At 67.9% G+C, this 19,837-nt stretch carries 26 protein-coding genes and 1 other RNA gene; 14 read left to right on the top strand and 13 right to left on the bottom strand.

Annotated elements, in window-relative coordinates; genetic code table 11:
* Positions 1-177 precede the first annotated feature (177 nt).
* Positions 178-1,080, bottom strand: coding sequence for an RNA polymerase sigma factor RpoH (rpoH, locus tag ACV7NO_RS14000; RefSeq protein ID WP_463406579.1), 903 nt, complete (start codon positions 1,078-1,080; stop codon positions 178-180).
* A 68-nt stretch (positions 1,081-1,148) separates the two neighbouring features.
* Positions 1,149-2,096, bottom strand: coding sequence for an RluA family pseudouridine synthase (locus tag ACV7NO_RS13995; protein WP_463406578.1), 948 nt, complete (start codon positions 2,094-2,096; stop codon positions 1,149-1,151).
* A gap of 17 nt (positions 2,097-2,113) precedes the next feature.
* Here ACV7NO_RS13995 and ACV7NO_RS13990 point away from each other — a divergent pair, with 17 nt between their 5' ends.
* The 10 genes from ACV7NO_RS13990 (at position 2,114) to rnpB (ending at position 10,678) form a co-directional block, all read left to right on the top strand.
* Positions 2,114-2,566: a M67 family metallopeptidase gene (locus ACV7NO_RS13990; RefSeq protein WP_463406577.1), complete on the top strand. Its 453-nt coding sequence runs from the start codon at positions 2,114-2,116 to the stop codon at positions 2,564-2,566.
* Positions 2,567-2,590: 24 nt separating this feature from the next.
* Positions 2,591-3,250 carry a histidine phosphotransferase family protein gene (locus ACV7NO_RS13985; protein WP_463406576.1) on the top strand — a complete coding sequence of 220 codons (660 nt, stop codon included), beginning with the start codon at positions 2,591-2,593 and terminating at the stop codon, positions 3,248-3,250.
* Positions 3,251-3,310: 60 nt separating this feature from the next.
* The gene (locus tag ACV7NO_RS13980; RefSeq protein ID WP_463406575.1) at positions 3,311-5,617 is read left to right on the top strand and encodes a chemotaxis protein CheA; all 2,307 of its coding nucleotides are present in this window, start codon (positions 3,311-3,313) and stop codon (positions 5,615-5,617) included.
* Positions 5,614-6,045: a chemotaxis protein CheW gene (locus ACV7NO_RS13975; RefSeq protein WP_463406574.1), complete on the top strand. Its 432-nt coding sequence runs from the start codon at positions 5,614-5,616 to the stop codon at positions 6,043-6,045. The genes ACV7NO_RS13980 and ACV7NO_RS13975 overlap by 4 nt, the downstream gene beginning before the upstream one ends.
* 112 nt (positions 6,046-6,157) lie before the next feature.
* A complete protein-coding gene (locus tag ACV7NO_RS13970) occupies positions 6,158-6,523 on the top strand; it encodes a response regulator (protein ID WP_463406573.1) in 366 nt (121 codons plus the stop codon).
* A 10-nt stretch (positions 6,524-6,533) separates the two neighbouring features.
* Positions 6,534-7,604, top strand: a complete 1,071-nt coding sequence (locus tag ACV7NO_RS13965; RefSeq protein WP_463406572.1) for a chemotaxis protein CheB — start codon at positions 6,534-6,536, stop codon at positions 7,602-7,604.
* A gap of 38 nt (positions 7,605-7,642) precedes the next feature.
* Positions 7,643-8,449 (top strand): CheR family methyltransferase, encoded by an 807-nt coding sequence (locus ACV7NO_RS13960; RefSeq protein ID WP_463407358.1) that lies wholly within the window; start codon positions 7,643-7,645, stop codon positions 8,447-8,449.
* Positions 8,450-8,666: 217 nt separating this feature from the next.
* On the top strand, positions 8,667-9,614 hold the full coding sequence (locus ACV7NO_RS13955; protein WP_463406571.1) for a DMT family transporter: 948 nt from the start codon (positions 8,667-8,669) through the stop codon (positions 9,612-9,614).
* Complete coding sequence (locus tag ACV7NO_RS13950; protein WP_463406570.1) at positions 9,611-10,300, top strand: N-acetylmuramoyl-L-alanine amidase; 690 nt, start codon at positions 9,611-9,613, stop codon at positions 10,298-10,300. Before ACV7NO_RS13955 ends, ACV7NO_RS13950 begins: the two co-directional genes overlap by 4 nt.
* An 11-nt stretch (positions 10,301-10,311) precedes the next feature.
* Positions 10,312-10,678, top strand: an RNA gene (gene rnpB / locus ACV7NO_RS13945) — RNase P RNA component class A.
* A gap of 98 nt (positions 10,679-10,776) precedes the next feature.
* Here rnpB and ACV7NO_RS13940 read toward each other — a convergent pair.
* Positions 10,777-11,415: a carbonic anhydrase gene (locus ACV7NO_RS13940; protein WP_463406569.1), complete on the bottom strand. Its 639-nt coding sequence runs from the start codon at positions 11,413-11,415 to the stop codon at positions 10,777-10,779.
* On the bottom strand, positions 11,412-12,992 hold the full coding sequence (locus tag ACV7NO_RS13935) for a SulP family inorganic anion transporter (protein ID WP_463406568.1): 1,581 nt from the start codon (positions 12,990-12,992) through the stop codon (positions 11,412-11,414). The genes ACV7NO_RS13940 and ACV7NO_RS13935 overlap by 4 nt, the downstream gene beginning before the upstream one ends.
* 224 nt (positions 12,993-13,216) lie before the next feature.
* Between ACV7NO_RS13935 and ACV7NO_RS13930 the strand changes: the two genes are divergently transcribed.
* Together ACV7NO_RS13930 and ACV7NO_RS13925 are read left to right on the top strand one after the other, a co-directional pair.
* Positions 13,217-13,756, top strand: a complete 540-nt coding sequence (locus ACV7NO_RS13930) for a J domain-containing protein (RefSeq protein WP_463406567.1) — start codon at positions 13,217-13,219, stop codon at positions 13,754-13,756.
* Complete coding sequence (locus ACV7NO_RS13925) at positions 13,753-14,055, top strand: (2Fe-2S) ferredoxin domain-containing protein (protein WP_463406566.1); 303 nt, start codon at positions 13,753-13,755, stop codon at positions 14,053-14,055. The genes ACV7NO_RS13930 and ACV7NO_RS13925 overlap by 4 nt, the downstream gene beginning before the upstream one ends.
* A 122-nt stretch (positions 14,056-14,177) precedes the next feature.
* Here the strand turns inward: ACV7NO_RS13925 and ACV7NO_RS13920 are convergent, their stop codons facing one another.
* From ACV7NO_RS13920 to ACV7NO_RS13885, 8 genes are all read right to left on the bottom strand, one after another.
* A complete protein-coding gene (locus ACV7NO_RS13920) occupies positions 14,178-14,582 on the bottom strand; it encodes a SufE family protein (protein WP_463406565.1) in 405 nt (134 codons plus the stop codon).
* Between the two features lie 76 nt (positions 14,583-14,658).
* The gene (locus ACV7NO_RS13915) at positions 14,659-14,898 is read right to left on the bottom strand and encodes a hypothetical protein (RefSeq protein WP_463406564.1); all 240 of its coding nucleotides are present in this window, start codon (positions 14,896-14,898) and stop codon (positions 14,659-14,661) included.
* A gap of 16 nt (positions 14,899-14,914) precedes the next feature.
* Positions 14,915-15,160, bottom strand: a complete 246-nt coding sequence (locus ACV7NO_RS13910; protein ID WP_463406563.1) for a hypothetical protein — start codon at positions 15,158-15,160, stop codon at positions 14,915-14,917.
* 33 nt (positions 15,161-15,193) lie between these two features.
* Positions 15,194-15,544 (bottom strand): hypothetical protein, encoded by a 351-nt coding sequence (locus tag ACV7NO_RS13905; RefSeq protein WP_463406562.1) that lies wholly within the window; start codon positions 15,542-15,544, stop codon positions 15,194-15,196.
* Between the two features lie 36 nt (positions 15,545-15,580).
* Positions 15,581-15,961: an envelope stress response membrane protein PspC gene (pspC, locus tag ACV7NO_RS13900; RefSeq protein ID WP_463406561.1), complete on the bottom strand. Its 381-nt coding sequence runs from the start codon at positions 15,959-15,961 to the stop codon at positions 15,581-15,583.
* Positions 15,961-16,257, bottom strand: coding sequence for an envelope stress response membrane protein PspB (gene pspB / locus ACV7NO_RS13895; RefSeq protein WP_463406560.1), 297 nt, complete (start codon positions 16,255-16,257; stop codon positions 15,961-15,963). Before pspB ends, pspC begins: the two co-directional genes overlap by 1 nt.
* A 1-nt stretch (position 16,258) precedes the next feature.
* On the bottom strand, positions 16,259-16,927 hold the full coding sequence (gene pspA, locus ACV7NO_RS13890; RefSeq protein ID WP_463406559.1) for a phage shock protein PspA: 669 nt from the start codon (positions 16,925-16,927) through the stop codon (positions 16,259-16,261).
* A gap of 76 nt (positions 16,928-17,003) precedes the next feature.
* Positions 17,004-17,300 carry a hypothetical protein gene (locus ACV7NO_RS13885; protein ID WP_463406558.1) on the bottom strand — a complete coding sequence of 99 codons (297 nt, stop codon included), beginning with the start codon at positions 17,298-17,300 and terminating at the stop codon, positions 17,004-17,006.
* A gap of 9 nt (positions 17,301-17,309) precedes the next feature.
* Here ACV7NO_RS13885 and pspF point away from each other — a divergent pair, with 9 nt between their 5' ends.
* Positions 17,310-18,347: a phage shock protein operon transcriptional activator gene (pspF, locus tag ACV7NO_RS13880; RefSeq protein ID WP_463406557.1), complete on the top strand. Its 1,038-nt coding sequence runs from the start codon at positions 17,310-17,312 to the stop codon at positions 18,345-18,347.
* 63 nt (positions 18,348-18,410) lie between these two features.
* Positions 18,411-19,022, top strand: coding sequence for a superoxide dismutase (locus ACV7NO_RS13875; RefSeq protein WP_463406556.1), 612 nt, complete (start codon positions 18,411-18,413; stop codon positions 19,020-19,022).
* A gap of 155 nt (positions 19,023-19,177) precedes the next feature.
* On the opposite strand, the gene ACV7NO_RS13870 is transcribed toward ACV7NO_RS13875, so the two are convergent.
* On the bottom strand, positions 19,178-19,792 hold the full coding sequence (locus ACV7NO_RS13870; RefSeq protein WP_463406555.1) for a septation protein A: 615 nt from the start codon (positions 19,790-19,792) through the stop codon (positions 19,178-19,180).
* Positions 19,793-19,837 lie beyond the last annotated feature (45 nt).

Here is a 19,837-nt window from a genome sequence, read left to right as displayed (position 1 = left end):
AGCAGGACCCCGGATCAAGTCCGGGGTGACGGGGAACAGACCTTGGCGTACCCCGGCGCAGGCCGGGGTCCAGTCTCGGCGCGAAGCGCCAAATGCGCTGCCGCGCATGACTATGCCTTGGGCTGGACCCCGGCCTTCGCCGGGGTACGGCACGCGCGTAGTAGCTGCCGTGGCGGCCTAAGCCGTCAGCAACCGCTTTTCGCCGGCGATCTTCATCATCGCCTTTTGCAGCTTCTCGAACGCGCGGACCTCGATCTGGCGGACGCGTTCGCGCGAGACGCCATAGACCTGCGACAATTCCTCGAGCGTCTTCGGGTCATCGGTGAGGCGGCGCTCGGTGAGGATGTGCTTCTCGCGGTCGTTGAGGTCGTCCATCGCGTTGACGAGCATGTCGTGGCGGACGTCCGCCTCCTGCGCGTCGGCAACGACCTTGTCCTGCAAGGGCGCGTCATCCTGCAGCCAGTCCTGCCACTGGCCCTCGCCGTCCTCGCGCATCGGCACGTTGAGCGAGGTGTCGCCGCCCATCGCCATGCGACGGTTCATGCTGGTGACGTCCGCCTCCGACACGCCGAGATCGGTCGCGATCTTGGCAAGGTGCTCGGGGCGCAGATCGCCGTCCTCGAACGCGTCGAGGCGCGCCTTCATCCGGCGCAGGTTGAAGAACAGCTTCTTCTGCGCGGCGGTGGTGCCCATCTTCACGAGCGACCAGCTGCGCAGGATGAATTCCTGGATCGAGGCGCGGATCCACCACATCGCATAGGTGGCGAGACGGAAGCCGCGATCGGGCTCGAACTTCTTCACGCCCTGCATCAGCCCGATATTGCCCTCGCTGATGAGCTCGGACACGGGCAGCCCGTAGCCGCGATAGCCCATCGCGATCTTGGCGACGAGGCGCAGGTGCGAGGTGACGAGCTGTGCCGCCGCCTCGGTGTCGCCATGCTCCTGGAAACGCTTGGCAAGCATATACTCCTGCTCGGGCGCGAGGATCGGAAACTTCTTGATTTCCGACAGGTAGCGATTGAGGCTCTGCTCGCCGCCAAGCGCCGGAATCGTCGCGGGCAGGTTGCTGCGGGCTGCCATGATCCTGAAAACTCCCTTCTGGGACAACCGCGCGGCCCGCGATCGGGCGGTGCATCGGTTCTCCGAACCTATACGTGAAGCTGGCTGAACAGTTCCTGCATGTCCGCAGGCATATCGCTTTCGAACGCCAAAGCGGTGCTTTTCACCGGATGGATGAACCCGAGATGCGCGGCGTGCAAGGCCTGGCGCCGGAAACCGAGCGTTTCGAGCAGCGCCTTCTGCCCGGCCTTCGTCTTGCCGTAGACCGGATCGCCGAGCAGCGAATGCCCGATCGAGGCCATGTGGACGCGGACCTGGTGCGTGCGCCCCGTCTCGAGCCGGCATTCGACGAGCGCGGCGTCGCGCAGCCGCTCGATCGTCGCATAGTGCGTCACCGCGCGCTTGCCGCCCTGGACGATCGCGATCTTCTTGCGGTTCTGCGGGCTGCGCGCAAGCGGAGCGTCGACCTTGCCCGCAGGCGGCATCGGCTGGCCCGACGTGATCGCACGATAGCGGCGGTCGATGCTGTGATCGTGGAACTGGCGTGCGAGGCCTTCGTGCGCGCGATCGGTCTTGGCGGCGACCATCAGTCCGGAGGTGTCCTTGTCGATGCGGTGGACGATGCCGGGGCGCGCGACGCCGCCGATCCCGGAGAGCGAGCCGCGGCAATGGTGGAGCAGCGCGTTGACGAGCGTGCCGTCGAGATTGCCCGCGGCGGGATGGACGACGAGCCCGGCGGGCTTGTCGATCACGATCAGATGCTCGTCCTCGTATGCGATGACGAGGGGGATATCCTGCGCCTCGTTGTGCGGCGAGGTGGGGATCGGGACGGCGACCGCGAAGACGTCGCCGGCTGCGGCGCGCTTGGCGGGATCGCGCGTGAGGAGGCCGTCGCGCGAGACGTTGCCGGCGGCGATCAGCACCTTCAGCCGTTCGCGCGAGAGCGTCGGCACCGCGTCCGCCAAGGCACGATCGAGGCGCCAGCCATCGGCGCTGCCCGCGATCGTCGCTTCGAAGATGGAAACCCCCCGGTCCATGTCGTAGCGATGTGGCGATGGACTGTCGGATTTCAAGCGCGCTGTGCGACCGGATCCTGCGCGAGGCGACTGCGTCGCCGGGGCGGGAAGTCTGCGGGCTGCTGTTCGGCGCGGGGACGAGGGTGACCGAGATCGAGCCGTGCGCGAACGTCGCGGCGGACCCGGCGCAGGCGTTCGAGATCGATCCGGTCGCGCTGATCGCGGCGCACCGGCGTGCGCGGGCGGGCGGGCCGGCAATTATCGGCCATTATCATTCGCATCCGACGGGTGACGCCATGCCGTCGCCCCGCGATGCCGCCGCGTCTGCGGGGGACGGCGCGCTGTGGCTGATCGCGGGCGGCGGCGCGTTGCGCGCATGGCGGGCGGTTCGCGACGGAACGGTCCACGGTCGCTTCGATCCGGTCGCGATCCGCGATGCATCGCCTTGCGCGGATTCGCGCGAATCGCCAGAAGGAAGCGGTTGCGAGTAAGCGTGTTTTGTTTGGGGGAATGCCATGACGACCAGCCCGGTGGATTTCGCGAGCCTGTTGTGCTCGCGGCTGTGCCACGACCTGCTGTCGCCGGTCGGTGCGCTCAACAACGGGCTGGAGCTGCTCGCCGACGAGACCGATCCCGACATGCGCCAGCGCTGCCTCGACCTGCTGAGCGAGAGCGCGCGGACATCGGCCAGCAAGCTGAAATTCTTTCGGCTCGCGTTCGGCGCGGCGGGCGGGTTCGGCGATTCGATCGACACGCGCGAGATCCGCGCGGCGATCGAGGGGCTGATGGCGGAGGCGAAGCGGACGACATTGGGCTGGCACGTCGAAGGCGCGGCGCTGCCCAAGCCCGCGGCCAAGACGCTGCTCAATCTCGCGATGATCGCCAACGACGCGCTGGTGCGCGGCGGGACGCTCGACGTGGGCGCGGAAGAGAATGGCGGGCGGTACGAGATCGTGCTGCGCGCGGAAGGGCCGCGGACGGTGCTGGATCCCGAACTGCGCGCGACTTTGGTCGACGGCGAGCAGGCGGGCGGCGTCTCGGCGCGTGCGGCGGCGGCGTTCCTGGTGCACCAGCTGGTGGCCGACAGCGGCGGATCGGTGATGGTCGACGATGCGGCGGGCGCGGGGACGAACGGCGTGCTGATGTTCGGGGCGGTGTTGAACGCGGCGGATTAGCACCGCCTTAACCTCGTTCCGCGCAGGGTGACGTCAAGTCACTCTCGCTTGCGGAACCTCATGGACGACCTGCTGCAGGAATTCATCGCCGAAACGCGCGAGACGCTCGAGGCGCTCTCGGGCGAGATCGTGGCGTGGGAGGCGAACCCGACCGACCGGGCGCGGCTCGATTCGATCTTCCGCTTCGTCCACACGGTGAAAGGCAGCTGCGGGTTCGTCGACCTGCCGCGGCTGGAGCGGCTGAGCCATGCCGCCGAGGACGTGCTGGCCGCGGTCCGCTCCGGCGAGCGGGTGCCCGATACCGCGCTGGTCAACGCGGTGCTCGCGATCGTGGACCGGATCGGCGAGATCGTCGAGGCGATCGAAGCGGGCGTGGGGCTCGACGACTCGAGCGAGGACCTGCTGATCGCGGCGCTCGAAAAGGATGCCGCGGCCGCGGCCGTCGTCCATGGCGGCGCGGCGCAGCGTACCCCCACGCGCAGCGTCCGGCTGTCGGTGGACCTGCTCGACCGGATGATGAGTGGCATGTCCGACATGGTGTTGGCGCGCAACGAACTGGCGCGGACGATGCGCGACGATGCGATGGTGCCGCAGGTAGAGGCCGCGCTGGAGCGCCTGTCCGCGACGGTCGCGGAGATGCGCGACACGGTCACGCGGACGCGGATGCAGCGGATCGAGGCGCTGTTCTCGGCTGTCCCGCGGCTGGTGCGTGATACCGCGGCGGCGACCGGCAAGGCGGTGAACCTGAAGATCGACGGCGCGGACGTCGAGCTCGATCGCGAGATGATCGAGATGATGCGCGATCCGCTGGTCCACATGATCCGCAATTCGATCGACCACGGCATCGAGACGCCCGCGCAGCGCCGCGCGGCGGGCAAGCGCGAGACGGGGCAACTGACGCTGAGCGCCCGGCAATCGGGCAACCGGATCCTGATCGACATCGCCGACGACGGTCGCGGGATCGACGTCGCACGGCTGGTCGCCAAGGCGATCGCGCAGGCGCCGCACCGAGAGGCCGAGTTCGCCGACGCGACCGAGCGCGCCAAGCTCGACCTGATCTTCGAGGCGGGGCTTTCCGCCAACGATACCGTCACATCGTTGTCCGGCCGCGGCGTCGGGATGGATGTGGTTCGCGCCAATATCGAGCAGATCGGCGGGCGGATCGTGCTGGACAACCGGCCGGGCCGCGGCCTGACGGTGGCGATCCAGGTGCCGCTCACGCTGTCGATCCTGCCCGCGGTGACGGTAACGGTGGGCAAGGACCGGTTCGCGATCCCGCGCCAGGCGATCGAGGAGATCGTGTCGCTGGCGAGCGCGCAGACGCTGCGGATCGACGAGATCGGCGGCGCGCGCGTGCTGACGCTACGCGAGCGGCGGCTGCCGTTCGTCGACCTCGCGACGCTGATGGGAACGCGCTTCCCGGGCGACGAACCGCAGATGGCGATGATCGTCGACGTGCCCGATGGCGCGTTCGCGCTGGGGATCGATGCGGTGCACGATACCGAGGAACTGGTGGTGAAGCCGGCCGCACCCGCGGTGATGGCGGCGGGATTCTATGCAGGGCAGACCTTGCCCGACAGCGGGCTGCCAATGCTGCTGCTCGACTGTTCGGGGGTCGCGGCGCGCGCAGGGCTGCGGTTCGACCGCATGGTCGCGACCGACGAGGCCTGCGTCGCGCAGGCGGAGGCGGCGATCCCGGCGCTGCTGTTCGACGATCTGGACGGCGTGCGCCGCGCGATCGTGCTCGCCGCGATCGACCGGATCGAACAGGTGCCCGCCCATACCGTCCGCGCGAGCGGGGGGCGGCTGCGGCTGACGGTGGGCGACCGCGCGATCCCGCTGCTGGCGAGTGCGGCGGTGCCCGCAGGGGCGACGTGCGCCGTGCTGCGGCTGCACGACGACGACGTGGAACTGGGGTATGTCATCGCGGAGGCGATCAACATCGTCACGCTGCCTGTGGGGCTGGCGCCCGCGGTTGCGACGGGGCTGGTCGCGGGCGTGGCGGTGATCGACGGCGAGCCGGTCGAGCTGCTCGATCCGCTGCGGCTGTACGCCGCGGCGGCGGAGACGGGCGCGGCGTCGACCCAGGGCGCGCCGCTCTGCCTGCTTCAGGGCAGCGACACCGCCTGGATGGAGGCGTTCCTGAAGCCCGTCGTCGAGGCCGCGGGATACCGCGTCGCGACACGGCTGACCGACGGCAGCGTCCCGATGGTGGTGCTGGCGATGGATGACGACGCGCTGGTGCCGCGCGCGGGCGTGCCGACGGTGCGGCTGAGCCGGACGCGCGGGCAGGGGCTTCACCGGCTGGACCGGGTCGCGCTGCTCAAGGCTCTGAAGGATCCCGCCGGACTGGAGAGCGCAGCATGAGCGAACGCCTGTATCTCGTCGCGCACATCATGGGGCACGGCGTTGCGATCGATGCCGAGCAGGTCGCCTCCGTCGTCGACATCGGGCAGGTGGTGCCCGTACCCGGTGCGGGCAAGGCCGTGCGCGGGCTGGCGGCGCTGCGCAGCCGCGTCGTCACCGTGATCGACACCGCGGTGGTGCTGGGGCTGCCGCGCCACCGCGACGTATCGACGCGTGCGGTCATCACGTATCTCGACGGGCAGGCCTATGCGATCATGGTCGATACGCTGGAGGACATCGCGCCGTTCACGATGCAGTCGCTGTCCGCGGGCGTCGCGCTCGACGGTGGCTGGCGGGCGATCGGGCGCGGCGTGGTCGAGCGCGACGGCGAGCCGCTGCTCGTCATCGATCTGGCGGCGCTGCTGCCCGAGCATCAGGCGGCGGCGTGACGGTTCGGGCGATGTCGGCCCGACAAGCAGAAACCCGAGGATTAACCCGGCGCTTACAGGTGCTGGTGCAAAGCGGGTTTTACGAAACGATCCCAACGGGGTGTACCGCGTGATGAAGACCTGCCTGGTAGTCGACGATTCGAAGGTGATCCGAAAGGTCGCCCGCCATATCCTGGAGACGCTGGATTTCGCCGTCGCGGAAGCGGCGGACGGGCGCGAGGCGCTCGATGCGTGTCGCGCGTCGGTGCCCGACGTGATCCTGCTCGACTGGAACATGCCGGTTATGAGCGGGATGGATTTCCTTCGGGCGCTGCGCGAATCGGACGTGGCGCCGCGCCCCAAGGTGGTGTTCTGCACGACCGAGAACGGCATGGCCTATATCCGTGCGGCGATCGAGGCGGGGGCGGACGAATATGTCATGAAGCCGTTCGACCGCGAGACGCTGGAAAGCAAGCTCCAGATCGTCGGCGTGGCCTGAGGCCCAGCCCGTGACGCTCGCTCCCCTGCGCAGCATCGGCGAGAGCGACACCCGCGCAACGCCCACCCGCGTGCTGATCGTCGACGATTCGGCGGTCGCGCGGGCGGTGATCTCGCGGATCGTCGCGGCGGCGGACGGGTTCGTCGTCTCCGGTGCGGTGGCCAACGTCCGCGCCGCGCTGGCGACGCTGGAGCGCGACGCGGTCGACGTGATCCTGCTCGACCTGGAAATGCCCGACATCGACGGACTGACCGCGCTGCCCGACCTGATCGAGGCAGGGCGCGGCGCGCGCATCCTGGTGGTGTCGTCGAGCTGCGACGAGGGGGCCGCGGCGACGATCCAGGCACTGGCGCTGGGCGCCGCCGACACGCTGGTGAAGCCCGAGGCGGGTGCGCTGGCGGGGCGGTTCACCGACATCCTGATCGAGCGCCTTTCGCGGGTCGCGGGACCGCGCGTCGCGAAGTCCGACGTTGCGGCACGCACGATTCCGCCCCGATCCGATTTCGACGTCGTCGCGATCGGCGCGTCGACCGGTGGCATCCACGCGATGGGGCAGGTGCTGCGCGCGCTGCCCGCCGATTTCGACCTGCCGATCCTGGTGACGCAGCACCTGCCGGCGTCGTTCAGCCCCTATTTCGCGGCGCAGATCGCGTTGCTCGCCGGGCGCCCGTGCGACGTCGCGGTCGACCGGATGCGGATTCGTCGCGGTCGCGTGATCGTGGCGCCGGGCGACGCACATATGTCGATCGTCAGCCTCGGCGAAGGGGGCGCGGCGGTCCGGCTGACCCAGGAACCGATGCCCAGCGGCTGCATGCCGTCGGTCGACCCGATGCTGTCATCGCTCGCCACGGTGTACGGCGCGCGGGCGCTGGCCATCGTGCTGAGCGGGATGGGACGCGACGGCTTCGAAGGCGCGCGCGCGCTGTCCGCGGCCGGCGGCACGATCGTCGTGCAGGATCGGGGATCGTCCGTCGTCTGGGGCATGCCCGGCGTGATCGCGTCGGCGGGGCTGGCGAACGCGGTGATGACGCCCGACCGGATCGGCGCGTTCCTGGCGATCCGGCGGCGGGTGGCGGCGTGACCGGGGACCTGGCCGCAAGCGCGGCACCCACCGGCGCGATGGCGGTGATCGCGACCCTGTTCGAGGTCCGTACCGGCCAGCATCTGGCGGCGAACCGCAGCTGGCGGCTCGACACCGCGTTGAAGCCGCTGCTGCGCGATCGCGGACTGGAGACGATCGACGCGCTGGTCGTCCAGCTGCTCGACGGAAAGGATTCGAAGGTGGGCGACCGGATCGTCGAGGTGCTGCTGAACCAGGAAACCAGCTTCTTTCGGGACGGCCCGGTCGTCGATGCCGCAGTCGAGGCGATCGCGGCGCTCGAGCCATATCGTCCGGGGATGCGCCAGCGCATCTGGTCCGCGGGCTGTTCGTTCGGACAGGAGCCCCTGTCGCTCGCAATGGCGTTCGCCGAGCGCGATGGCGCGATGCCGGAAATCCTTGCGACCGACCTGTCCGACGGTGCGATCCAGCGCGCACGCAGCGGGCGGTTCACGCAGTTCGAGATCCAGCGCGGCCTGCCGATCCGCCGCATGATGCGCTGGTTCGACGGCGAGGGCGAGGAATGGACGGCCAAGGCCGAGCTGCTGCGCCACGTCTCGTTCCGACGGCAGAACCTGGTCGCGGATCGGCCGCCGGCCGGGCCGTTCGACGCGGTGTTCTGTCGCAACGTCCTGTTCTACCTGACGCCCACGCATCGGGCGCAGGTGCTGCGATCGATCGCATCGGTGCTGCGGCCCGGCGGTCTGCTGGTGCTGGGTGCGGGCGAGACGGTGCTTGGACAGACCGAGCTGTTCGAACCGAGCCGGCGCTTCCGCGGGTTGTACGAGACGATCGTTCCAGCCGCGGCGGTACGGCGGGCGGGCTGACGCCTGCACGCCGGACCGATGGCGGCATCCGCCGTTTCGAAACCATCACCGTGGCGACATTCGCCGCACCGTGGATCCCCGGACAAGCGCGGGATGACGACGTGTTCGTGGACCTGGTTTTCGAGAAGGCGAGATCGTCGGCCCGAAGCCTGACCGGCGCTGCGCGACGGACCGGCCGAGGTTTACTTTCGGTGCCCGCGCGGCCACGCAGGGCATGATGACGGCGGATGTCCCCAGGTTCGTGCGGTTCGGCGCGGTCGACCTTATGGTCGTGCTCGCGATGAACGTGCTGTGGGGACTCAACATCATCGCGGTGAAGATGGCGGTGACCGAGATCGCACCGCTGACCGCGGCCATGCTGCGGCAGGGGATCGTCTTCGCCGTGTGCGCGACCTGGTTGCGCGTGGTGCCCGGGCGGACGCTGCTGCTCGCCGCGCTGGGCGTGCTGATGGGCGGGCTGTTCTACGTCGCGATCAACCTGTCGCTGGCGGTATCCGACAATGTCGGCGCGCTGGCGATCGCGGGGCAGCTGGGCGTGCCGTTCTCGCTGATGCTCGCGATCCTGGTGTTCAAGGAGAAGATCCATGCGCCGCGGATGATCGGGATCGCGCTGGCGTTCGCGGGGGTCGCGCTGCTGGTGTTCGATCCGGCGGCGGCGCGCGAGGGGCCGGGGATCGCGCTGACCGCGGTGGCGAGCGCGATCTGGGCGATTGCCTCGCTGATCCAGCGCAAGCTGATCGGAACGCCGGTGCTGACGATCTATGCGTGGATCGGGCTGATGGGGACGCTGACGATGGTGCCGCTGGCCTGGGCGTTCGAACCGGCGGCGGTCCGCGCGATCCCGGCGCTGCCGCTGGGGACTCTCGGCTGGGTGGCGTTCTCCGCGATCGGATCGACGGTGCTGGGACAGGGCGCGATGTCGTGGCTGATCCAGCGGCATCCGATCTCCACCGTCACCCCGCTGACTTTGGCGGCGCCCGTGGTATCGGTGTTCGCGGCGTCGTGGTGGTTCGCCACGCCGCTGACGTGGCCGATGCTGGCGGGCGGCGGGGTGGCGATGCTGGGCGTCGCGATCGTGTCGGTCCGCACCGCGCAGGCGCGGGAGGTATCGGCGGGAACCGCGCACGCGCGGCCGGGTGCAGGGGAGGGGATCCGCAAGGCATGAGTTTCGTCGACACGCCATCACCCAATTGCGACGCGCGCACCCAGCCGGTCCAGGCGATCGTGCTCCATTATACCGGCATGGAAACCGCGCAGGCGGCGATCGACCGGCTGTGCGACCCGGCGGCCAAGGTATCGTGCCACTATCTGGTCGACGAGGATGGCACGGTGCACCGGATGGTCCCGGAGGCGCAGCGCGCGTGGCATGCGGGCGTGTCGCACTGGCGCGACTGGGATGCGCTGAACGACGTGAGCATCGGCATCGAGATCGTCAATCCGGGGCACGAGTTCGGCTATCGCCCGTTCCCCGATGCGCAGATCGACGCGGTGATCCGGCTGGTGTCGAAGGTGAAGGACGATCACGAGATCACGCGCGGCAACGTCGTGGGCCATTCGGACATCGCGCCGACGCGCAAGCGCGATCCGGGCGAGCTGTTCCCCTGGCATCGGTTGTCGCGGCTGCGCCTCGCGTTGCCGCGGCCGACCAAGAAGCTCGTAGACCCGTTCTGGAGCGAGGCGGGGTTCTGCCTGGCGCTCGAGCGGTTCGGCTATGACGTCAGCGACCGGATGGCGGCGATCATGGCGTTCCAGCGCCGCTTCCGCCCTGAGCTGATCGACGGCGAGATCGATGCGGAATGCCGGATGATCCTGCTCGCATTGCTGCTTCCCAAACCCCAAGGCGACGAGTAGGACCCCGCCCGCCAGAGGATCGGGCGGCCGCGTCGTGCAGCAATGCGCGCCGAGGAAAGTCCGGGCTCCAAGGAACGACGGTGCCGGGTAACGCCCGGCGGGGGCGACCCCAGGGAAAGTGCCACAGAGAGCAGACGGCGAAGGCTTCGGCCCCGCCACGGTGAAAGGGTGCGGCAAGAGCGCACCGCGCGCCCGGCAACGGGGGCGGCACGGCAAACCCCACCGGGAGCAAGACCAAATAGGGGCGGCGCACGGTGTGTTCCCACCAGTCGCCCGGGTTGGTTGCTAGAGCGCGTCGGCAACGGCGCGCGTAGAGGAATGGTCGCCTATCCTCCGCAAGGGGGTGGACAGAACCCGGCTTACAGATCCTCTGGCGAACTTCTGACGTCATTCCGGCGAAAGCCGGGATCGCGTCGAACGGGCGTCGCGCTTCCGGGCGGAGCGACCCCAGCGTTCGCTGGGGTGACGGGAGCGTTTTACACCAGCACCTTTTCCGGGCGGCCGACCTCGTCGAGCTTCGTCGTCGCGTCGATTTCCATCAGCGGCTTCAGCAGGCCGTCGCGAATGTCATAGACCCAGCCGTGGAGAATCAGCTCCTGCCCGCGCGCGAAGGCGCCCTGGACGGCTTCGGTGCGTGCGAGCTGGAGAAGCTGGTCCCGCACGTTGACCTCGACCAGGCGGTTGACGCGGGCCTCGCCCTCGGGCTGCGCGTCGATCTCTTCGCGGTGGTTCGCCAGCACATCGCGTGCGTTGTCGAGCCACTTGTCGACCGGACCGCTGACCCCGCCCGACAACGTCGCCTTGATCCCGCCACAGCCGTGATGGCCGCACACGACGATGTTGGGCACGCCCAGAACGTCGACCGCATATTGCAGGACCGACATCAGGTTGAGATCCTGCGGGTTCACCAGGTTCGCGATGTTGCGGTGGATGAACATGCCGCCGGGCTGAGACTGAGTCTTCTGTTCCGGGCTGACGCGGCTGTCGGAACAGCCGATCCACAGGAACATCGGCTTCTGGCCGACGACCTGACGGCTGAAGAAATCGGGATTCTCGTCGGTGAGTTCGGTCGCCCACGCCCGGTTGGAGAGCAGGAGCTGCTTGTCTTCCCTCATGCGTAACGGACCTCGGTGGTGGGGGCGTTGATGAGCGGGGTGGTGCGCTGCGCGACGTCCCCGCGGATGATGACGCTGATGTCGCGATACTCGGCGCCCTTGATGAAGGCGTTGATGACGTCGATGTTGTCGAGATCGACATAGTTGGTCGACGACAGGTCGATCATCAGGTTGGCGCCGTCGGGCACCAGCGCCAGATCCTTCTGCAGTTCGTACTTGTGGATGAAGTACAGGTTGCGGCGCGCGCGCAGCAGCCAGTCGTCACCGTCATGCGCCACCGTGATCGCCATGCGGAAGTTGCGCGCAATGACGAAGCCGAAGCCGACGACCATCCCGATCATGATCCCCTCGAGCAGATCGGTGAACAGGATCGCGACGACGGTGACGACGAGCGGCACGAACTGCGTGTAGCCCTGCTTCCACCGTTCGAGGAACATCTTGGGCTTGGCGAGCTTGTAGCCGGTCGCGATCAGGACCGCGGCCAGCGCGGAGAGCGGGATCAGGTTCAGCAGCGTGGGAATCAGCGCGACCGACAGCAGCAGCCACATCCCGTGGAGGATCGTCGACAGCTTGCTGTCCGCGCCCGAATCGACGTTCGCCGAGGAGCGGACGATCACCGACGTGACGGGCAGGCCGCCGATCAGCCCGGAGACGATATTGCCGCCGCCCTGCGCCATCAGTTCCCAGTTCTTGTCGGTGCGGCGACGCTTGGGATCGATCTCGTCGACCGCCTTGACGCTGAGCAGCGATTCGAGGCTGGCGACGATCGCAAGCGTGGCAGCGACCACCCACACCGTGCTGGTGCCGATCGCGGTGAAATCGGGCAAGGTGAACAGGTTGACGAATCCGGTGACGCTGTCCGCGATCGGGACCTGGACGAGGTGCGTGGTGCCGAGCTGCCATGCCGGCGCGACCGCACCGAGGATCATGTTGCCGACCACGCCGATCGCGACGACGACGAGCGGGCCGGGGACGAAGCGCAACGGCCCCGTCTTCGGCCGCGCCGCATCCCACCAGAACAGGAAGGCGAGACTGGCGAGCGCAATCACGACCGCGCCTGGGCGGATGTCGCTGGTGATGCTGGTGAACAGATCGGTGAAGGTGTTCCCGCCGTCGCGACGCGCGAACTCGAAGCTGCCCTCGAAATCGCCGTCATAGCCGACCGCATGCGGGATCTGCTTCAGGATCAGGATCAGGCCGATCGCCGCAAGCATCCCGGTGATGACCGAGGACGGCACGAATTCCGACAGGATGCCCGCCTTGGTGAACGAGAAGGCGAGCTGGAGCACGCCCGCCAGCATGACCGCGAGCGCGAACACCTGGAAGCTGGGCAGCGATTCGATCGCGCCGAGGACGATGACCGTGAGGCCCGCGGCAGGGCCGCTGACCGATAGCGGCGACTTGGACAGCGAACCGACGACGAGGCCGCCGACGATCCCCGCGATGACGCCCGCGAACAGCGGCGCGCCCGAGGCGAGCGCGACGCCGAGGCACAGCGGCAGCGCAACGAGGAAGACGACGATCGACGCCGGCAAATCGGTGCGCCAGCTCTTGAGAAGGGTTTGGGGAGAAAGCACCTCGGCTCCTGCGGTTCGGGGTCGGGGATTTGGATTCGGGGCCGGAACGGACCGAACTGATGTCTGCGTCTAATCGATTTCTAATGCGCGATCCATGCCACCCGCGGGAGAGAAAGCGACGAGCCGTTGTTCTCTTGCGTTATTGCGAGACAGTCTCACTGTCTCATGCGGGGCGGAGTGTTCGAAGCCGTTGCGAACTGCGGCGATCGGCCTATGTCGCACCGATGGCGCGCCCGACTTCCCGCAACAACGACTGGGGCTTTCCCCGCTGGCGCGGCTATGGATCGGGGCGCGCGGCGCAACAGGTACGGATCTGCGACCGCCATGGCTGTGACGAACCCGGCGACTGTCCCGCGCCGAAGTCGCCGAACAGCCCCGATCGCTGGTATTTCTGTCAGCCGCATGCCGCCGAATATAATCGCGGGTGGAACTACTTCGAGGGGCTGGACGCCGAGGAGGCCGCCGCGCGCGAGGCCGACGAGACGCGCGATGCGTCGGGTTTCACCCAGTCGAAGCATCACGCCTGGGCGGGGCCGGGCGACGGCACGCGATCGCGCGACGAGATGCGTGCGCTCGAGGTGCTCGATCTGGAGCCCGATATCGACTTCGACGGCGTGCGCGCGGCGTGGCGGCGGCTGGCCAAGGCGAACCATCCCGACGTGCGCCCCGGCGACAAGGATGCCGCGACGCGGTTCCAGGCGATCCAGGCGGCGTACGAGGTGTTGCGCACCGCCGAAGAGGCGCGCGAGTATCGCCCGAAGTGAAGGTCGCGACGTCGCAGTGGCAGGCCGCGATCCTGGTGTGCGGGAAATGCGGAAAGAAGGCGGGCGGCGGGTTCGACGCGGGCGGCAAGGTTCCGCTCGCCAAGGCGCTGCGCAGGCGCGACGGGTTCGGGAAGGGTCGCAAGGCCGCGATTGGGGTGATCGAGACGAAATGCCTGGGGCTCTGCCCGAAGAACGCGGTCGCGCTGGTGGACACCGCGCGGCCGGGGACGTGGCTGGTCGTGCCGGTGGGGACGGATGTCGATGCGCTGGCGGCGCGGTTGCGGGCGGAGGGCTCCTGATCGTTCGGGCTGAGACTATTCGCCGTCACCCCGGACTTGATCCGGGGCCCCCCTTGTTTCTGCGGTACGAGAAGTAGCGGGACCTGGATCGAGTCCGGGGTGACGAAGCGGGTGCTCGTCCCTCAGGCGTAGCGTGCGGCGGTCTCGCGGATCAGGGCGATCATGTTGGGAATGCCCTGCGTGCGGTTCGAGCTGAGCTGTGCCTTGAGGTCGAAGGGGGCGAGCGCGGCGTCGATCTCGGTCGCGCGGATGTCGGCGGGCTGGCGATCCTGGACCGTCGCGAGGACCAGCGCGATGATCCCCTTGGTGATCGCGGCGTTGCTGTCCGCCAGGAAGTGAAGCGTGCCGTCGTCGCGCCGCGTGGGATAGACCCATACCGAAGCGGAGCAGCCGCGGACGAGCGTGGCGTCGGTCTTGAGCGCGTCGGGCATCGGCTCCAGCGCGCGACCCAGTTCGATCAGCAGGCGATAGCGATCGTCGGCGTCGAGGAACTCGTATTCGTCGCGGATGTCGTCGAGGGTGGCCATGCGCGCGGCTATAGCGGGTCGGGCGGCGGTGTGAACCCGGGGCCTGATCCCGGCCCGCGCCGGGACGACGAGGGTCCTACAGATCGACCCCGGCGGCGATCGCCTCGAGCTTGCGAATGCGTTCCTTGAGATCGGCGATCTCGATCCGCGAGCCGGCGGAGGGCGGGGCGGGGGCCTGGAAATCATGCGCCATCGCCAGCTGCTGCTGCTTGAGCGAGAGCCAGCCGCGAAAGCCGGTGAGCGCGGCGAAGGTGGTCATGCCGAGGCCTGCCAGCGCGGTCGAGGCCATCACGAGGTAAAAATTGGGATCGGACATCGTATCCATCCTTCTCTTAGCGATCGCGCAGCTGTTCGATCTGGCGATCCAGATCGACGCTGCCGTGACTGTCGGTGATGACGCGCTCCAGCACCTGGACGGGCTCCTTGAGCTGGCGGATCTCGTCGCGGGCGCGCATCGTGTCGGCGCTGTCGACGGGGGGATGCGGAGCTTCGCGGCCCAGCGCGCGGTAGCGTTCCTGCAGGACCTTGCCGACCATCGCGATGAACACGATCGCGACGACCATCGAAAACGGACCCATCGATACTCTCCTGAAAACTTTGTGGTGCGCGGATCAGTCGGTGCGGTCGCGCAGCGCTTCGATCTCGGCGGCGGTGCGGGTGGCGGGGTCTGTGGCGATCCGCTCGAGCACCCTCAGGCGCTCCTCGAGCCGGCCGACCTGGCCCGTCAGCTTCTCGTTCTCGTTGCTGAGCAGCATGATCTTGCGCTCGGCTTCCAGCGTGTCTCCGCCATCGGCGGTGCCGGCGTCCCACCCGCTCCACTTGCGCATCCGGCGACGCATCTTGTCGGTGCGGTAGTCGTCGATCGGGTAGCCGTGCTTCGCGCGGACCCAGGTGGAGAAGGCCCAGCTGAGCGGCCCTGCCGTGATGGCCGCGATCGGGATGAGGAGTGCCCAGTTGTTCACGTGTCGTGTCCCCTGTTCGTCTGTCGAGGCGCGGGTCTAGCGCAGGCTCTCGATCTCATTGGCGAGCGCGCTGTTGCGGCTGGTGTAGTGCGTCTCGATATCGGCGAGGCGCCGGTCGAGCTCACGGAACTTGCTGCGGACCTCGGTGGTGGAGCGCTTCGGGTTCGAGCGCACGCCCTGCCAGAATTTGGCGTCCTCGGGCGTCTCGTACAGCCCGATCGGCTTGGCCTCCGCCATCCAGGCGACGAGGCCGTAGGCGATCAGCGTCCAGGGGAAGCCCCCGGCCAGCGTCAGCAGGATCATCGCGATGCGGACCCAGATGACCTCGATCCCCGTGTAGTCGGCGATCCCGGCGCATACGCCCTTCCACTTGGCGTCCTGCTTGTCGAGGTAGAATTTGGTGCGGCTGTCGGACATCAGTTCCTCCGCTCGTTATGGCGCTCACCAGGGGCGTCGAGGCGATAGTCGGGGGTCGAGCGATAGTCGGCCAGACCCGGCTTGAAATCGGGATTGTCGGCGGCGACGATGCGTTCGACGGTGTTGACGCGATCCTCGAGGCGGCGGGCGAGATTGAACATCTCGTCGAGCAGCCGCTCGTCTTCCGCGGTGATCTTGGGCGACTGCTTCCACTTGGTGACGTAGTGGAACACCAGCCAGGGAAGGCCGATGAACAGCATCCCGACGACGAAGATGGGGACCAGGATATCTTCCATCTCAATTGTCCTTTTTCAGGCGCGCTTTCAGCGCTTCGAGTTCGGCGTCGACCCGGTCGTTCGACCGCAGTTCCGAGATCTCCTCGTCGAGCGTCTTGGGGCTGGCGCCGAGGCCCAGCGCCTCCGCCCGGCCCTCGGCTTCGTCGACGCGGCGCTCGAGGATGTCGAACCGGCTGAACGCCTCGTGCGTCTTGGGGCCGTTCCACATCTCGCGCAGGCGGCTGCGGTTGTTCGCGCTTTCGAGCCGGGTGGCGATGTTGTTCTGCTTCGCCCGGGCCTCGCGCAGCTTGCCCTGCAGCTTGGCGATGTCCTCTTCCGACGCGCGGAGCGCATCGTCGAGCACCTTAACCTCGGCGCGGAGCTGATCGGCCATGTCGGTCGCCTTGCGGCGCTCCACCAGCGCGGCCTTGGCGAGATCCTCGCGGTCCTTCGACAGTGCCAACTCGGCCTTCTCCGTCCAATTGGCCTCGAGCCCTTCGAGCTTGGTGACGTGGCGGCGCATTTCCTTGCTGTCCGCGATCGTGCGGGCGGCGGATGCGCGAACCTCGACGAGCGTTTCCTCCATCTCGAGGATAATCATGCGGACCATCTTCGCGGGGTCTTCCGCCTTGTCGAGCAGCTCGGCCATGTTGGCGGCGACGATGTCTCGGGTTCGCGAGAAAATGCCCATTCAATGCACTCCTGAATATCGGGCCCTTTTAGATGGCGCAGCGCGGGGAGGGAATGACCCGCGCTGCGCCTGGCGCTCACGCTACGGTGCGAGCGATCTGCGTCGTGCCCAGCGCCTGGGCCGGACCGACCGCGCCGACGATCATCGTCGTCGAGAACAGGACGGCGCAGACGAGGGCGGCAGCGGTGCGAGCGATCTGGGCGGTGAACATGGAAACCTCCGTTGAAACCTTGTGATCCGCCATTGCAGCGGTATGCAAATAGCATTGCAGGCGTCGTGCCAGTTTAGAAATCTGTTTTATTACAAGGGCATGTGAGATCGTTTCGGGCGTATCGTCGAATCCGGGTTGCGAAGGGTTGGGATTTTCCGCCAAGGATTGGCAATGGAGCGCACGACGCAGGTCATCGGCCAGTCAGGGGCCTTTCTCGATGCGCTCGAACGCGCCAGTCGCGCGGCCCAGCTCGACCGCCCGGTCCTGGTGATCGGCGAGCGCGGGACGGGCAAGGAGCTGGTCGCCGAGCGTCTCCACCGGCTGTCGCAGCGGTGGGACCATGCGCTGGTGGTGATGAACTGCGCGGCGCTTCCCGAGACGCTGATCGAGGCGGAGCTGTTCGGGCACGAGGCGGGCGCATTCACCGGCGCGACCAAGGCGCGGGTGGGACGGTTCGAGGAGGCGGATGGCGGCACGCTGTTCCTCGACGAGCTGGGAACGCTGTCAATGGGCGCGCAGGAACGGCTGCTGCGCGCGGTGGAATATGGCGAGATCACGCGGATCGGCTCGTCGCGCCCGCTGCGCGTCGACGTGCGGATCGTCGCGGCGACCAACGAGCACCTGCCCGACAAGGTCGACCGCAACGAGTTCCGCGCCGACCTGCTCGACCGGCTGTCGTTCGAGGTGGTGACGCTGCCGCCGCTGCGCGCGAGGCGGAGCGACATCATGGTGCTGGCGGACCATTTCGGGCGGCGGATGGCGGCGGAACTGGGGTGGGAGCGCTTTCCTGGGTTCGGCGCGGGGGCGATCGACGCGCTGCGGGAGTATCGCTGGCCAGGCAACGTGCGCGAGCTGCGCAACGTCGTCGAGCGCGCGGTGTATCGCTGGGACGCGGACGACCCGATCGAGAATATCGAGTTCGATCCGTTCCAGTCGCCGTACCGGCCGGGGCGATCCGCGCCGAAGCCCGCGGGGGGGGCGGACGAGGCCGCGCCGGTCGAGCCGGAGGCGGACGACGAGGTGACCGCGTGCGAGGTGGGGCCGTCCGACTTCAAGTCGCGCGTCGCGCGGTTCGAGCGCGAACTGCTGGCCAAGGCGCTGGCTGACCACCGATTCAACCAGCGCGCGACCGCGGAGTCCTTGGGACTGAGCTACGACCAGCTGCGCCATGCGCTGCGGCGGCACGACCTGATCGGAGCGGTTGCGTAACGATCGCGTTGGAGCCATTTGGGCTGCCTGGCGTTAGCCCGACAGATCCAAAGGAGACTTCCCATGGCTTTCGAACTGCCCCCGCTGCCGTACGACTATGATGCGCTCGAGCCCGTGATCTCGAAGGACACGATGCACTTCCATCACGACAAGCATCATGCGGCCTACACCAACAAGCTCAACGAGTTCGTCGCGGCGGACGAAACGCTTCAGGGCAAGACGATCGAGGAGATCCTGGGCGTGATCTCGTCGCAGTCCGCAGGCGTCCGCAACAATGGCGGCGGCTACTGGAACCACGATTTCTTCTGGCAGATCATGGGGCCGAAGGGTTCGACCCAACCGTCGGGCAAGCTGAAGGAGGCGATCGACGCCTATGGCGGGCTCGACAAGCTGAAGGAGGACTTCAACGGCAAGGGCGCCGGGCAGTTCGGGTCGGGCTGGGCATGGGTGATCGCGGATTCGTCGGGCGCACTGAAGGTGACGTCGACGCCTAACCAGGACAACCCGTTGATGGACGACGCCAAGGAGCCGGGCACCCCGGTGCTGGGCAACGACGTGTGGGAGCACGCCTATTACCTGACCTACATGAACGACCGGCCGGGCTATCTGAAGGCGTGGTGGGACGTGGTCAACTGGGACGAGGCGGGCAAGCGCTACGAGGCGGCGTTGGGCTGAGGAACGACGAGCCGATAATCTGATCCGTTCGTCATTTCGGCCGTCATCCCGGCGAAGGCCGGGATCCAGAGGTCCCCAAGCTCGACATGCGTTGTGCGCGGGGAGGAATGGATATCGCCTGCGCCGGGATGACGGTTAGGTGGTGGTTGGCCCTTCTACTCCTCCGGCGGCACGGTCTTCGGCGCATCGGCGCTCTGGAGGCCGTGCCGCATCAGCATCGGCACGTTGGCGACCGCGAAGACGAGCGTCAGCGGGATCGCGCCCCAAAGCTTGAACGCGACCCAGACATCCCACGAGGTCGAGCGCCAGACCGCCTCGTTGAGCACCGCCATGAAGACGAAGAACAGCGCCCAGTTGCGCGTCAGCTTGAGCCACCCTTCCGCGGTCAGCCCCGGATAGGCGGTTTCCAGCAGCGACTGGAGCAGCGGTCGGCCGGTCGCGAGGCCGAAGGCGAGGATCGCGGCGAACATCGCATAGACGATCGTCGGCTTCATCTTCAGGAACGTCTCGTCGTGGAAATAGAGCGTCAGCCCGCCGAAGACGAGGACGAGCGCACCCGACATCCACAGCATCGGCGCGATCCGTCCGAGCTTCCACTTGCTGACGATCATCGCGATCACGGTCGCGACCATGAACGCGCTGGTCGCGGCGAGCACGCGGACGATCGGCACGCCCGGGGTGAGGAAGTTCGCAGCGAAGAACACCGCGAGCGGGCCGAAATCGATGCCGAGGCGGATCGCGGGGGAGGGGGGGGGACTGATAGCGTTCACACCATAACCGTTCGTCTCGAGTAGCCATCGAGCCTGTCGAGATGG

It is taken from the genome of Sphingomonas sp. Ell38C01, assembly GCF_055231975.1.
Note: the sequence above shows the minus strand (reverse complement) of the source record. Positions and strands in the feature narration are given on the sequence as shown.